This window comes from Bradyrhizobium sp. STM 3557 (genome assembly GCF_045571465.1).
GTDB lineage: Bacteria > Pseudomonadota > Alphaproteobacteria > Rhizobiales > Xanthobacteraceae > Bradyrhizobium.
Genome location: NZ_CP120697.1, coordinates 167,196 through 181,812 on the forward strand (window position 1 = coordinate 167,196; position 14,617 = coordinate 181,812).

At 64.2% G+C, this 14,617-nt stretch carries 12 protein-coding genes; 8 read left to right on the forward strand and 4 right to left on the reverse strand.

Annotated features, from left to right (window positions below; all coding sequences use genetic code 11):
- Positions 1-20 precede the first annotated feature (20 nt).
- The 3 genes from P6U24_RS00750 to P6U24_RS00760 all read left to right on the forward strand — a co-directional run bounded on the left by P6U24_RS00750 (position 21) and on the right by P6U24_RS00760 (position 4,357).
- Positions 21-2,468 (forward strand): DNA translocase FtsK, encoded by a 2,448-nt coding sequence (locus P6U24_RS00750; RefSeq protein ID WP_407157317.1) that lies wholly within the window; start codon positions 21-23, stop codon positions 2,466-2,468.
- A 149-nt stretch (positions 2,469-2,617) separates the two neighbouring features.
- Positions 2,618-3,415 carry an outer membrane lipoprotein carrier protein LolA gene (locus P6U24_RS00755; protein ID WP_407157318.1) on the forward strand — a complete coding sequence of 266 codons (798 nt, stop codon included), beginning with the start codon at positions 2,618-2,620 and terminating at the stop codon, positions 3,413-3,415.
- Between the two features lie 126 nt (positions 3,416-3,541).
- A complete protein-coding gene (locus P6U24_RS00760; protein WP_407157319.1) occupies positions 3,542-4,357 on the forward strand; it encodes an exodeoxyribonuclease III in 816 nt (271 codons plus the stop codon).
- Here the strand turns inward: P6U24_RS00760 and P6U24_RS00765 are convergent, their stop codons facing one another.
- Positions 4,358-4,801, reverse strand: a complete 444-nt coding sequence (locus P6U24_RS00765; protein WP_407157320.1) for a cyclic nucleotide-binding domain-containing protein — start codon at positions 4,799-4,801, stop codon at positions 4,358-4,360. It abuts the gene before it with no gap.
- Positions 4,802-4,870: 69 nt separating this feature from the next.
- Positions 4,871-5,557: a response regulator transcription factor gene (locus tag P6U24_RS00770; protein WP_407157321.1), complete on the reverse strand. Its 687-nt coding sequence runs from the start codon at positions 5,555-5,557 to the stop codon at positions 4,871-4,873.
- 271 nt (positions 5,558-5,828) lie between these two features.
- Between P6U24_RS00770 and P6U24_RS00775 the strand changes: the two genes are divergently transcribed.
- Together P6U24_RS00775 and P6U24_RS00780 are read left to right on the forward strand one after the other, a co-directional pair.
- Positions 5,829-6,356 carry a L,D-transpeptidase gene (locus tag P6U24_RS00775; RefSeq protein WP_407157322.1) on the forward strand — a complete coding sequence of 176 codons (528 nt, stop codon included), beginning with the start codon at positions 5,829-5,831 and terminating at the stop codon, positions 6,354-6,356.
- 59 nt (positions 6,357-6,415) lie between these two features.
- Complete coding sequence (locus tag P6U24_RS00780; protein ID WP_407157323.1) at positions 6,416-7,201, forward strand: 2-keto-4-pentenoate hydratase; 786 nt, start codon at positions 6,416-6,418, stop codon at positions 7,199-7,201.
- Positions 7,202-7,541: 340 nt separating this feature from the next.
- On the opposite strand, the gene P6U24_RS00785 is transcribed toward P6U24_RS00780, so the two are convergent.
- The gene (locus P6U24_RS00785) at positions 7,542-8,231 is read right to left on the reverse strand and encodes a YggS family pyridoxal phosphate-dependent enzyme (protein WP_407157324.1); all 690 of its coding nucleotides are present in this window, start codon (positions 8,229-8,231) and stop codon (positions 7,542-7,544) included.
- A gap of 109 nt (positions 8,232-8,340) precedes the next feature.
- Between P6U24_RS00785 and P6U24_RS00790 the strand changes: the two genes are divergently transcribed.
- Positions 8,341-10,035 carry a diguanylate cyclase domain-containing protein gene (locus P6U24_RS00790; RefSeq protein WP_407157325.1) on the forward strand — a complete coding sequence of 565 codons (1,695 nt, stop codon included), beginning with the start codon at positions 8,341-8,343 and terminating at the stop codon, positions 10,033-10,035.
- A gap of 91 nt (positions 10,036-10,126) precedes the next feature.
- On the opposite strand, the gene P6U24_RS00795 is transcribed toward P6U24_RS00790, so the two are convergent.
- Positions 10,127-11,113, reverse strand: coding sequence for a GGDEF domain-containing protein (locus tag P6U24_RS00795; RefSeq protein WP_407160725.1), 987 nt, complete (start codon positions 11,111-11,113; stop codon positions 10,127-10,129).
- Between the two features lie 319 nt (positions 11,114-11,432).
- On the opposite strand from P6U24_RS00795, the gene leuS reads away from it, so the two are divergent.
- Together leuS and lptE are read left to right on the forward strand one after the other, a co-directional pair.
- Positions 11,433-14,057 (forward strand): leucine--tRNA ligase, encoded by a 2,625-nt coding sequence (gene leuS / locus P6U24_RS00800; RefSeq protein ID WP_407157326.1) that lies wholly within the window; start codon positions 11,433-11,435, stop codon positions 14,055-14,057.
- Positions 14,044-14,607: an LPS assembly lipoprotein LptE gene (gene lptE / locus P6U24_RS00805; protein ID WP_407157327.1), complete on the forward strand. Its 564-nt coding sequence runs from the start codon at positions 14,044-14,046 to the stop codon at positions 14,605-14,607. The genes leuS and lptE overlap by 14 nt, the downstream gene beginning before the upstream one ends.
- Positions 14,608-14,617: the final 10 nt, after the last annotated feature.

Consider the following 14,617-nt stretch of genomic DNA (forward strand, 5'->3'; position numbering starts at 1 on the left):
TGTTTTGAAGGCCTCTTAGGATGGCTGCGATCGAGCGCGTGATACCCCTGGTCAACCACCTGCCGACGTCGATCCGGGACGCGCTGGCCAAGCGGCTGCGCGAGCTGATGGGTCTCGGCCTGATCGCGGTCGCAGGCGTTGCCGCCGCGGCGCTGATGACCTGGTCGGTGCGCGACCCCAGCCTCAGCCACGCGACCTCGCGCGCGATCCGCAACGTGGTCGGCTATCCCGGCGCCATCGGCGCCGATTTGTTGATGCAGATCCTTGGGCTTGGCGCCATCCTGGTGATCCTGCCAATCGCGGTGCGCGGCTGGCGGATGCTGACGCATCGCCCGTTCGACCGCGAGGCGCTGCGCTTCGGCGCCTGGGTGCTGTGCGTCGTGATCGGTGCAGGCTTTGCCAGCTGCTGGCCGCACAATACCACTTGGCCGCTGCCGACCGGCCTCGGCGGCGTGGTCGGAGACGCCTTGGTGCGCGCGCCCGCCGTCGTGTTCGGCCCGCCCGGCTTCCTCTACCGCCTGGTGCTCGGCAGCCTGCTCGGCTTTGCGACCATTACCACGCTGCTGGTGGCCGGCGGACTCGGTGCGCGCGAAAGCGAGGAGGATCTGTCCGCGGATGAGGACGAGGACAAGCCGCTGGCCGACCCGGACGAGGAGGACGAGGAAGGCTCGGTGCGGCTGGGCTGGATCTTCCATGCGATCATGAGCACGAAAGCGCGGATCGGCTGGTTCTTGACCACGGCCTATCGCGCCCTGGTCTCTTCGGGAGCGCGCAGCAGCGGCGCAAGCCGCCAGGAGCCGACGCTCGCCGGCCGCTCGCGCGCCTCGCTCGCGCCTGAGATGGAGGACGAGGAGGACGTCGCCGAGGACGAGGAGGAGGAAGAAGAGGAAGCGCCACCCGCGAAGGTCGCGCGCAAGAAGGCCGCGCCGAAACCGGCGGCCAAGAAAGACAAATACGATCTGCCCTCGGTCTCGATGCTGGCGGCGCCGAAAGCTGCCGATCGCCAGCCGCTGTCGAAGAGCGAGCTGGAAGCCAATTCGCGCGCGCTCGAAGGCGTGCTGCAGGATTTCGGCGTGCGCGGCGAGATCGTCAAAGCCAATCCGGGTCCGGTGGTGACGCTGTACGAGCTCGAGCCCGCGCCCGGCATCAAGTCCTCGCGCGTCATCGGCCTCGCCGACGACATCGCCCGCTCGATGAGCGCGCTGTCGGCGCGCGTCGCGGTGGTGCCGGGCCGCAACGCGATCGGCATCGAGCTGCCGAACGCGCATCGCGAGAAGGTCTACTTGCGCGAGCTATTGGTGGCGAAGGAGGCGACCGAGAGCGTCGCCAAGCTGCCGCTCTGCCTCGGCAAGAATATCGGCGGCGAATCCATCATCATCGATCTCGCGCGCACGCCGCACATGCTGATCGCCGGTACCACCGGCTCCGGCAAATCGGTCGCCATCAACACCATGATCCTGAGCCTGGTCTACCGGCTGCGGCCCGACCAGTGCCGCCTGATCATGGTCGATCCGAAGATGCTCGAACTCTCGGTCTATGACGGCATCCCGCATCTTTTGACGCCGGTCGTGACCGACCCGAAGAAGGCCGTTGTCGCGCTGAAATGGGCCGTGCGCGAGATGGAAGAGCGCTACAAGAAGATGGCCAAGCTCGGCGTGCGCAATATCGACGGCTATAACGCGCGCCTTGCTGAGGCCCGCGCCAAGGGCGAGGAGCTGACACGCACGGTGCACACCGGCTTCGACAAGGAGACCGGCAAGGCTATCTATGAGGAGGAGAAGCTCGACCTCGATCCGCTGCCCTACATCGTCATCATCGTCGACGAGATGGCCGACCTGATGATGGTGGCCGGCAAGGACATCGAGGGCACGGTGCAGCGGCTGGCACAGATGGCGCGCGCCGCCGGCCTGCACGTGATCCTCGCCACCCAGCGTCCGTCGGTCGACGTCATCACCGGCACCATCAAGGCGAACTTCCCGACCCGCATCTCCTTCCAGGTCACCTCGAAGATCGACAGCCGCACCATTCTCGGCGAGATGGGCGCCGAGCAGCTGCTCGGCCAGGGTGACATGCTCTACATGGCCGGCGGCGGCCGCATCAGCCGCGTCCACGGCCCGTTCTGTTCCGATGAGGAGGTCGAGAAGGTGGTGCGCCACCTCAAGGCGCAGGGTGCGCCGGAATATCTCGAGGCCGTCACCGCGGAGGAATCGAGCGAGGAGGACGGCGCGGTGTTCGATGCGACCGGCATGGGCGCCGGCGGCGGCAGCGACGACCTGTTCACGCAGGCGGTCGCGATCGTCAAGCGAGACCGCAAGGCATCCACTTCCTACATTCAACGTCGGCTGCAGATCGGCTATAACAAGGCCGCTTCGCTGATGGAACGCATGGAACAGGAAGGTATCGTCGGCCAGGCCAACCATGCCGGCAAGCGCGAAATTCTGGTTCCTGAGGAAGAAGGCGGGTTCTGATTTCGGCCCGCGGTGGGGGCTCGGCCCCACCACGATCATAATCTCACGGAAAAACGATAAGGCTTCCGGACCGAACCGCGCTAGATACCCGACAGCCCAGGGACGACGTTTTGAACAGCCATACCCCATTGCAGAACCCGAAGCCCGTCATGCCGCCCAGCGCGAAGCTCTCCGCAGCCGCGCTGCTGCTGGCCATTTCGCTGACGGGCGTCGCGGCACATTCCGCGGCTCAAACCGTGCCGACGCCGAAAGCGGCGCCGAAAGGCCGCGACGGCACGCAGCTGAGCGCTTCGGAAGCACAGCGCGGCGGGGCAGCGCCAGGCAGCCAGGCGGCGCCGAACCCGATCATTCCGGATCCCCGGCGCAACACGCCGGCCAGCATCTTCACCACCTTCGACGCCAACCAGAAGGCGCAGGCAGCCAAGGTGAGCGCCTATCTGTCGTCCCTGCAGACGCTGGTCGGAAACTTCGTCCAGGTCGGCCCGGACGGCAGCAAGACCAAGGGCGACTTCTACATCCAGAAGCCGGGCAAGTTGCGCTTCGAATATGATCCGCCGAGCCCGATCGACATCGTCGCCGACGGATCGTCGGTGGTGGTGCGCGATCGCAATCTGGCAACGCAGGACGTCTATCCCCTGTCGCAGACGCCGCTGCGCTATCTCTTGTCGGACCGCATCGATCTGATGAAGGACACCAACGTGATCGCGGTGTCATCGGACGATCTCTACATCTCGATCACGATCGAGGAGAAGCAGGCGCTGGTCGGCACGAGCCGCATGTTGCTGATGGTCGGCGTCAAGGATGGCCAGCTCAAGCAATGGACCGTGACCGATCCGCAGGGCTACGACACCACGGTCGCGGTCTACAATCTCGACCCCAACAAGAAGCTCGATCCGAGCCTGTTCAAGATCGACTTCACCAACTATCCGGGCACCCCGCCGGGCTGAGCCAGATCCACCTCGGGACATAGCTGGGGATAAACGCCGCTGTTCGCCGCGTGATTCACGCTTGGCGCCGCGCCGCTAAAGCCTTGCGGCAGACAGCAACAAAAACCATGTTATGACGCAATTCCCATGCGTCTCACCCTGACAACCTGGAACATCAACTCGGTGCGGCTGCGCATCGATCTCGTCGCCAAGTTCATCAAGGCGGCGCGGCCCGACGTGCTGTGCCTGCAGGAAACCAAGTGCATCGACGACGCCTTTCCGCTGAAGCGGTTCAAGCGGCTCGGCTATGAGCATGTCGCGCTCAACGGGCAGAAGGGTTATCACGGCGTTGCGGTGATCTCGAAACTGCCGTTCGAGAACACTGACATCCGCACCTTCTGCGACAAGATCGATAGCCGCCACATCTCGGTCTCGTTCGGCGAGAAAGCCGCGCTCGACAGGCCGCTGGTGCTGCATAATTTCTACGTGCCCGCGGGCGGCGACATTCCAGATCCCGCGCTCAATCCGAAATTCGAGCACAAGCTGCAGTTCCTCGACGAGATGAAGGCGTGCGAGCCGCTGCACCCGCGCGGCGACGATCGCCACATCCTGGTCGGTGATCTCAACGTCGCGCCTCACGAGCACGACGTCTGGTCGCACAAGCAGCTCCTGAAGGTGGTCTCGCATACGCCGATCGAATGCGAGAAGCTGCTGGCAGCGCAGAGCCATGGCGAATGGTTCGACGTCGCGCGCGAACGCATCCCGCACTCGGAAAAGGTCTACACGTGGTGGAGCTATCGCGCCGCGGATTGGACCGCCCACGACCGCGGCCGCCGGCTCGACCACATCTGGGTGTCGCGAGCCCTCAAGGACCAGGTCAGCGATTTCCGGATTCTGCGCGAGGCGCGCGGCTGGGAGCGGCCCTCCGACCACGTGCCGGTCACGGTCACTCTGGATATCTGATCAGAAATTCAATCTCGATCCGGCAGTCCGGATATCGACCGCGACCCGATTCGCGCGTTTCGCAAACTCGTCGCGCAGACGCACTGCGGAGGCAGGATCGCTTTCGAGCACGCGCTGAAACAAGCTGCGCGAGATGCGCACCACGGTCGAATGCTCCAGCGCCACCGCACTGGCCGGCCGCTTCATCTCGACCACCAGCGCCAGCTCGCCGATCAGCGCGCCCGGACCAGCGACGACCTCGGCCCCGCTGTCATCATTGATCCGCAACGCGCCGCGCTGGACCACATAGCCGCAATCGGCGGCATCGCCTTCGCGGAAGAGGGCATCGCCGCCCTGGATGTTGCGCTGCTCGGAGCCGATCGCCAGCATCCGCAAGGATTCGCTGCCCAGCAGCTGGAGCGTGGGAACGCGCTCCAGCAGCGCTATATCGTCTTCGATCGACATGGACGAGCCGGGAGAGGCGGAGATGACATCAAACCATCATACGGCGAATCGCCGCCCCCGGAAAATGCATCAAGGCACCAGCTTGTAGCCGCCGGCCTCCGTCACCAGGATTTCCGGGTTGGCGGCGTCCTTCTCGATCTTCTGCCGCAGGCGGTAGATGTGGGTTTCCAGCGTGTGCGTGGTGACGCCGGAGTTATAGCCCCAGACTTCCTGCAGCAGGGTCTCGCGCGAGACCGGGAGCTGGCCGGCGCGATAGAGGAAGCGCAGGATCGCCGTCTCCTTCTCGGTCAGCCGCACCTTTCGCGCATTGGCGCCGGTGAGCATCTTGGACCCGGGACGGAAACTGTAGGGCCCGACCGAGAACACCGCATCCTCGCTGGCCTCGTGCTGGCGCAGCTGGGCGCGGATGCGCGCAAGCAGCACCGCGAACCGGAACGGCTTCGCCACGTAGTCATTGGCGCCGGACTCGAGACCAAGGATGGTGTCGGAGTCGGTATCGTGACCCGTCAGCATGATGATCGGCGCCTTGAAGCCGCCCTTGCGCAAACTACGTACCACTTCGCGGCCGTCGGTGTCGGGCAGCCCGACATCCATCAGAACCAGATCGGGCGAATTGGCCTTCGCAGCACTGGCACCCTTGGCGCCGGTATCGACCGCGGATGCCTCGAACTCATCATGCAGCGAAAGCTGCTCCATCAAGGTGTCGCGCAGATCGGTATCGTCGTCCACGATCAGGATCTTGCGGGCATTGGCCATTCTACAATCCTCTTGCTGGCGTCGGGACAAAATCCCTTGGGACGCCGTCAACGCTGCCAAACAAGGCTAATAAGCCTCATTTCGTCTTGAAGTAAGCGTCCATTACTGATTCACAAGCCGAAATCAGCTTACAGCCGAAACCAGTCTACGCCAGAATCCAGGAGCATTCAGATGAATGTCCTGTAATGCGGCAGACCATTTGCCGACATTAAGGCTTTTGGCGGGCAGCGAGAGTTTGGTGAAAAAATACGTAATTACAACCTCTTACAGGATGAATCGACCGCTGGCAGCGATCCGGATTCACCATGCCGCGGGGAATCGGCAGCGTGGCTGGCTTGAAATGGACGGCCATGTGATTCCGGTTGCGCTCGGCCGCGGCGGCATCCTGGCCAACAAGCGCGAAGGCGACGGCGGCACCCCGCGCGGCACCTTCCATCCGCGCCGGCTGTGGTGGCGCGCCGACCGCCACGTCCGGCCGCGGACCTTTTTGCCCGTCCGCAGCATCGGCGCCCGCGACGCCTGGTGCGAGGATCCGGCCAACCGGCACTACAATCAGCCGATCCGGATCGCGGCCGATCAAGATGGCGACCGGCTTCAGCGCGATGATCACCTCTATGACTTCATCATCGAGATCGACCACAACACGCGGCCGCGCGTTGCCGGCCGCGGCAGCGCCGTGTTCCTGCATCTGGCGCGCGCGCAATTCGCGCCGACCGCCGGATGCGTTGCCATGACCCGATCTGCGATGCTGCACCTGTTGCAACGGCTTGGGCCACGGACCAAGATCATCATCGAGTAGTTCTTAGTAATCGATGGGACTTCCGGACGCGCGAAGCCGGGGTAGCGGGGAGAACGGCCATGCTCGACGCCAAGCAGATTGCGGCCGCATCCGCCGCGCTTCGGGATCAATGGCGGCACGGCACCAAGCTCGCCAACCTGCCGTCGTCGATACGGCCGCACGATCGTGGGCAAGGCTACGCCGTCCAGGCCGAACTGGAGAAGCAGTCAGGCGCAGCCCTGTTCGGCTGGAAGATCGCGGCCACCAGCGAGGCCGGCCAGCGCCATATCAATGTCGCAGGTCCCATGGCCGGCCGCATCCTGGCCGAGACCGTGATCCCCGATGGCGGCATCGCGTCGATGGCCGGCATCGGGATGTGCGTGGCCGAGCCCGAATTTGCCTTCCGCATGCAGACCGATCTGCCGCCGCGCAAGACGCCTTTTGATGTGGACGAGGTTGTCGCCGCTGTCGGCACGCTGCATCCGGCGATCGAGATTCCCGATTCGCGCTTTACCGATTTCACCGCGGTCGGCGAGGCCCAACTCATTGCCGACAATGCCTGCGCGCATCTGTTCGTGCTCGGCGCGCCGACGACAGCCGACTGGCGCGCAATCGACCTCGTCGAGGAGAAGCCGGTGATCACGCTTGGCGGCGAGCAATATGTCGGCCACGGCAAGAACGTGCTCGGCGATCCCCGCCTGGCGCTCGCCTGGCTCGCCAATGAGCTGCGTACGCTCGGTATCACGTTGCGCGCCGGGCAGGTGGTGACGACCGGCACCTGCCACCCGCCCTTGCCGATCAAGGCGGGCGATACGATGCATGCTGATTTCGGCGCGCTTGGACGGGTGTCGGTCCGGTTTGCGTGAGACTGGATGAGCCGAATCGAGGCTTACGCTATCGCGCAAAAAACGGTGTGCTCCCTCTCCCCGTTCTTTACGGGGGCGCGACGAGCTTCGCTCGCGCTGGGAGGGTTGGGGTGAGGGGCAGACGCACGAGCGGTGCAAGTTGTTAGACCTGTACCCCCTCACCCGTATGTCATCTTCGATGACACATAGCCGAAGCTTCGCTTCGGCGTTCTTAGGACGGCCGCCGGGGGGCGGCCTATGCCTCTCCCCGCAAGCGGGGCGAGGTTAGTCCGGAGCGAGCCGCAACATGCGTTAAGCCGGCCGCCGGACTCGACCTGACCTCGTCAGAGTCAGCCGCCACTCAGCGATGGCCAAAGATCGCCGAGCCCACCCGAATGTGCGTCGCGCCGAACTGGATCGCGGTGGCGAAGTCCGCGCTCATGCCCATCGACAGATGCTTCAGCCCGTTGCGCGCGGCGATCTTGGCAGTCAGCGCGAAATGCGGCCCGGGCGCCTCATTGACGGGTGGAATGCACATCAAGCCCGAGATCGTCAGCCCGTATTGATCGCTGCAGCTTGCGATGAAAGCATCCGCGTCGGCGGGCGCGATGCCGGCCTTCTGCGGCTCCTCGCCGGTGTTGACCTGAACGAACAGCAAGGGATGTTTCTTCTGCGCCGCGATCTCCTTGGCCAGCGCCTGGCACAGGCTCGGCCGGTCGACAGAATGGATCGCGTCGAACAGCGCCACCGCCTCCTTGGCCTTGTTGGATTGCAGCGGCCCGATTAGGTGCAGCTTGATGTCGGGATGAGCCCCGATCAGCTCCGGCCATTTGGCCTTGGCTTCCTGGACGCGGTTCTCGCCGAACACGCGTTGGCCGGCCGCGATGACGGGCGCAATGGCCTCGGCACCAAAGGTCTTGGAGACCGCGATCAGGGTCACCGCGGCCCGCTCGCGGCGCGCGTCCGCGCAGGCGCGCGCGATCTCCTGCTCGACCGCCGCGAACGAGCTTAGTGAAGGGGAGGTTAAATTGGCGGGCTTGTCAGGCGCCATCGGCTTCGGCCATCGCGAATTTACGGGTTTATGTGCATTTTTACCGACTTCGAGAAAGGGTTTTTGAACCCTTCCCCGTACCCTCACGGGCTGGGGTAGGGGACCGAAGATGCCAAGCATCCGCTTCAACCGCAATAGAGTGAGACTGAGGAGGCTGCTGGGAATCCGCGCCCGTCTCGCTTTGCTCGCGGTGATCCTGGTTGCACCTTTGATGCTGGAACGCGCGCGCTCGCTCGAGACCGCGCGCGCGAAGCAGATCGCGCAGGCCTCCGAAGAATTTTCCAATCTCGCCAGGCATAGCGCCGACACGCAGCGCGAAGTCATCATGTCGGTCGAGACGCTGCTCAAATCGGCGGCCTACATCCGGGCATCGGCAGCAGGCGTCGGCCGCAGCTGCGACCTGCTCCGAGCCAGCCTGCCGCTCAACCTGCCATGGATCCGCAATGTCATGATCGCGGGCCGCGACGGGCGCATTCAGTGCGCGACCATGAATGGTTTCATCGGGCTCGACTTCAGCGATCGCCCCTACTTCATCAAGGCGCAGGCCACCCGCGGCTTCGTATTCTCCGACTTCCGTCTCGCCAAGCGCGATCAGACGCCGATCGTGATCGCCGCCTATCCCGTCTCGGCGATCACCGGCGAGCCGGACGCCGTGGTGCTGGCGAGCGTCAATCTCGAATGGATGTCCAAGGTGATGAGCAACCTTGACAACCGTCCCGGCATTTCCGCTGTGCTGGTCGACAGCACCGGCACCGTGCTCGCCGCCGCCTCCGATCATGCGAGCTATGTGGGCCGCTCGCTCGACAGCCTGCCGCTGCTGTCGGCGATCGCCGAAACGGCCATGAGTTCCACCAAGAGCGAGGGCACGATATCGTTCGTCGCCGCCGACGGCGCGCGGCGCGCCATCAGCTTCAACCGCATCGCCGACACCGGATCGCGGCTGATCGTCAGCATCGACGAAACGCAAGTCACCGCCGCGATCGACCGCGAGATCCGGACCGTCTATCTGCAGGCAGGCTTCGTCTGTCTGTTCGTGCTGCTGGGCGCGCTGATCGCCGCGGAAAAGCTCATCATCCAACCGATCAACATCCTGGCCGCCACCGCGAAACGCTTCGGGTTCGGCGATTGGTCGGCGCGTGCGAGCACCAGGCTGCCATCGGAGTTCGTGCCGCTCGCCAAGGCGTTCAATGCAATGGCCGCGAAGCTCGGCCAGCGCGAGCGCGAGCTCGTGGCGACCAACGACCGCCTCACCGTGATGGCATCGGTCGACGTGCTCTCCGGACTCGCCAACCGGCGCGGCTTCCAGAGCCGGCTCGATTTCGAATGGATGAAGGCGCAGCAGGCCGGCGCCAAGCTGTCCCTGCTGATGATCGACGTCGATCATTTCAAGCTCTACAACGACACCTACGGCCATCCGGAAGGCGATGCCTGCCTCTCGCGGCTGGGTGCGACACTCTCGCGCATTGCGATGTCGGTCGCCGGATTTGCGGGACGCTATGGTGGCGAGGAGTTCTGTCTACTGCTGCCGAACACAGCTGCCGACCGCGCGATCGAGATCGGCGAAATGGTGCGCGCAGAGGTCGCCTTACTCGCCTTGCCGCATGCGACGTCGAGCCATCAATATGTGACGGTCAGCGTCGGCATGGCCTGTGCCGAGCCCAACGCCCAGCTCGCGGTGGCGGACCTGATCGAGGCGGCGGATGCCGCGCTCTATGCCGCCAAGCATCGCGGCCGCAACAACGTGGTCGCCCATGGCATCATCGAAGTGGTCGAAAGCGGCGAGCCCGCTGCGCGCGTGAACTGACGCTTCATCAAGACAGCCGTCGCTGCACATATCGAATCTTGAGTGGATCGCTTGCCCGGGTGAAGCAGCGGAGAGCATTCGCTAGACCGCATTAGCCGACCGCGAGCTTGCGATCGAGCTCGAGTTCGGTGACCACACGGTTGCGGCCGAGCTTCTTGGCCAGATAGAGCGCGCGGTCGCAGCGATCGATCAGATCGGCCATGGACTCGCCGAACTGGAACTGGCCGACGCCGATCGATACCGTGATCTGCGGCAGCATCTCGCCGGTCGAGCGGCGGGTGAACTGGCACTCTGCGATCGAGCGACGGATCCGTTCCGCGACGCTGTTGCAGGTTTCGAGATCCGCACGCGGCAGCACCGCAATCAGCTCCTCGCCGCCATAGCGGGCCGGCAGATCGTTCTCGCGGACACGCTCGCGCACCGCCTTCGCCACCAGCCGCAGCACCTGGTCGCCGACGCCATGGCCGTAATTGTCGTTGAACTTCTTGAAATGATCAACGTCGATCAGCAGCACGCTGAGCGGCTCGTCCTTTTCCATCGCCGCGATCTGGACCTGACGGAAAAATTCCTCGAGGGCGCGACGGTTCGGCAGACCGGTCAGCGTATCGGTGCGGGCGCGCTGCTCGGACTTGTTGAGCGAGTCTCTGATCGTGTCGAGCTCGCGCGACTTCTCGGCGAAGCTCGCCTCCAGCTTGGCGGCGCGCTCGGTGGCTCTGGCGAGCTCGCTGACCAGGTTCTCGATCAGGAGCTTCGGGTCGACGCCGTTGTCGCGATCGCCGGCGACGCCATCGATCGCCTCCATCTGAGTCCTGTTGTCGGCGATCGCCGCAGTCAGATACTGCTTCGCCGAGTCCATCACGCCGTGGAGCTGCTGCGACACCTTGTGAACGACCGCTGCATCGGTGCCCTGCGAGCCGATATAGGTATCGAACAGCGCCTGGTTGGTCGTCTTGTCGAACTTCCGCTTGTTGCTGACGAGGATGTCGACCGCACGCTTCAGGTCCGAAGCGGTGCCAAGCGCGTATTTGAACCAGAGATGGAAATTGTTGGGCGTCGGCGGCACACGATGCTGCGCCATCGCACGCATCGCCTTCTCCGCGACAGACGTCGCGTACTCGAAATCGATCTCATCGAACGTCGCAGCGGACACGGCTTGGATAGTCCCAGATGTGGGCATAGGGGTCAGATGCGATACTGTCCCACCCAAGTCTTAACCGCGCCTCAATCCGGCCCCCTACAGTTCAACGCAATACTGCAAAAAAACCTACGGATTACCGTCGCTTAGCAGCATGGCAGGGTGGTAACATCATCTCCCGGCCCATTGACCTTGCCGCCGCTTTTGTGGCCTAGTCCGCGCTCCCAAAGACGACGCGAATCCCTGGAAATTACAAGCGATTATGACATCCGAACGCTACAACGCCCGTGAATCCGAGCCGCGCTGGCAGCGCCAGTGGGACGAGAAGGCGATCTTTGCCTCGAAAAACGACGATCCGCGTCCGAAATACTACGTACTCGAGATGTTTCCCTATCCGTCGGGACGCATCCATATCGGCCATGTCCGTAATTATACGCTCGGTGACGTACTGGCCCGCTTCATGCGGGCCAAGGGCTTCAACGTGCTGCATCCGATGGGCTGGGACGCGTTCGGCCTGCCGGCGGAGAACGCCGCCATCGAGCGCAAGGTGGCGCCGAAGGCCTGGACCTACGACAACATCGCCGCGATGAAAAAGCAGCTCCGCTCGATCGGGCTGTCGCTGGACTGGAGCAGAGAATTCGCGACCTGCGATCCGTCATACTACAAACACCAGCAGAAATTGTTTCTCGACTTCATGAAGGCCGGGCTGGTCGAGCGCGAGAAGCGCAAGGTGAACTGGGATCCGGTCGACATGACCGTGCTCGCCAACGAGCAGGTGATCGAGGGCCGCGGCTGGCGTTCCGGGGCCGTCATCGAGCAACGCGAGATGAACCAGTGGGTCTTCAAGATCACGAAGTACTCGCAGGAGCTGCTCGACGCGCTGGATACGCTGGACCGCTGGCCCGACAAGGTGCGGCTGATGCAGCGCAACTGGATCGGGCGCTCCGAGGGGCTGCTGATCCGGTTCGCTCTCGATGGCGCGACCACGCCCGCGGGCGAAAGCGAGCTGAAGATCTTTACAACGCGACCCGATACGCTGTTCGGCGCCAAGTTCATGGCGATCTCGGCCGATCATCCGCTGGCGCAGGCGGCTGCTGCCAAGAACCCGAAGCTCGCGGAATTCATAGCGGAGATCAAACGGATCGGCACCGCGCAGGAGGTCATCGACACGGCCGAGAAGCAGGGGTTCGACACCGGCATCCGCGCCCTGCATCCATTCGATCCCAACTGGAAGCTGCCGGTCTATGTCGCCAATTTCGTGCTGATGGAATACGGCACCGGCGCTATCTTCGGCTGCCCGGCGCACGACCAGCGCGACCTCGACTTCGTCAACAAATATGCGCTCGGCAACACGCCGGTGGTCTGCCCCGAGGGCCAGGACCCCAAGAGCTTCGTCATCACCGACGTCGCCTATGATGGCGACGGCCGCATGATCAATTCGCGCTTCCTCGACGGCATGACGATCGATCAGGCCAAGGAGGAGGTCGCCAAGCGCCTGGAGAACGAGAGCCGCGGCAATGCGCCAGTCGGCGAGCGCCAGGTGAATTTCCGCCTGCGCGACTGGGGCATTTCGCGCCAGCGCTATTGGGGCTGCCCGATCCCGGTGATCCATTGCCCGACATGCGATGTAGTGCCGGTGTCTGACAAGGACCTGCCGGTGACCCTGCCGGATGACGCCACCTTCGACAGGCCGGGCAACGCCCTCGACCATCATCCCACTTGGAAGCACGTCACCTGCCCGAAATGCGGCGGCCAGGCGCAACGCGAAACCGACACGATGGACACCTTCGTGGACTCGTCCTGGTATTTCGCGCGCTTCACCGATCCCTGGAACGAGACTGCGCCGACCACGCCCGCGGTGGCCAACCGGATGATGCCGGTCGACCAGTACATCGGCGGTGTCGAGCACGCGATTCTGCATCTGCTCTACAGCCGCTTCTTCAGCCGCGCGATGAAGGCGACCGGGCATATCGCCATGGACGAGCCGTTCGCCGGCATGTTCACGCAGGGCATGGTGGTGCACGAGACCTACCAGAAGGCCGACGGCACCTATGTGAGCCCGGCGGAGGTCACGATCGAGACGGGCGACAATGGCCGTCGCGTCGTGCTGGCCGCGACCGGCGAGGACATCACGGTCGGCCCGATCGAGAAGATGTCAAAATCGAAGAAGAACACCGTCGACCCCGACGACATCATCGAGAGCTACGGCGCCGACGTGGCACGCTGGTTCATGCTGTCGGACTCCCCGCCCGATCGCGACGTGATCTGGAGCGACGAGCGGGTGCAAGGCGCCTCGCGGTTCGTGCAGCGGCTCTGGCGGCTGATCAACGAGTCCTCTGAGATCGCCAAGCAGGCGCCCTCCTCCCGACCCGGCTCGTTCGGCGCCGATGCGCTGGCGCTGCGCAAGGCCGCCCATGGCGCGCTGGACAAGGTATCCAGCGGTGTCGAGCGGCTGCATTTCAACGTCTGCTTGGCCCACATCCGGGAATTCGCCAACGCGCTGGCCGAGGTGCTGTCGCGACCGGCCAAGCCGGCACCGGACCTCGCCTGGGCGATCCAGGAAGCAGCGACCATCCTGGTGCACCTGTTCGCGCCGATGATGCCGCATCTGGCCGAGGAATGCTGGCAAGTGCTCGGGCACACCGGCCTGATCTCGGAGGCGAGCTGGCCGCAAATCGAACGCGATTTGCTGGTCGAAGACAGCGTGACGCTGGTGGTTCAGGTGAACGGCAAGAAGCGCGGAGAAGTCACAGTCGCCAGCAACGCGCAGAATCCGGAAATTGAGACTGCCGTTTTGGGCCTCGATGCGGTAAAGCTGGCGCTGGATGGTCGGACCGTCCGCAAGGTGATCGTGGTTCCCAAGAGGATCGTGAATGTCGTTGGCTAGTTCTGCCGGTCGTTTTCGCATCGCCGCGCGGCTGATCGCCGTGGCCGGCTTGGCTGCGCTCACGGCCGGTTGCTTCCAGCCGATGTATGCCGAGCACACCGATGGCACGCCGGGCCTGCGCGAGAAGCTGATGACGGTCGACCTGCCTCCGGTCGACAAGCCCAATGCGTCGCCCGAAGCCCGGATCGGCGTCGACATCCGCAATGCCCTCGCCTTCAAGCTCTACGGCACCGCCACCGGCACGGCCCCTGTCTACAAGCTGGTGATGAAATTCCAGACCAGCCGCTCGTCGCTGATCATCGATCCCAGAACCGGCCTGCCGACCAGCGAGAATGTCGGCATCGACGTGCAGTACAATCTGGTCGAGCTTGCGAGCAACAAGTCGGTGATGACCGGGACCACGTTCGCGCGGACGTCGTATGACATCCCCGGCTCTTATCAGCGCTTTGCGCGGCAGCGCGCATTCCGCGACGCCGAGGATCGCGCCGCCGAGCAGATCGCCGAGAACATCAAGACCCGGCTGGCGTCGTACTTCTCCGCCGGCATCTGAGCCGTCACGC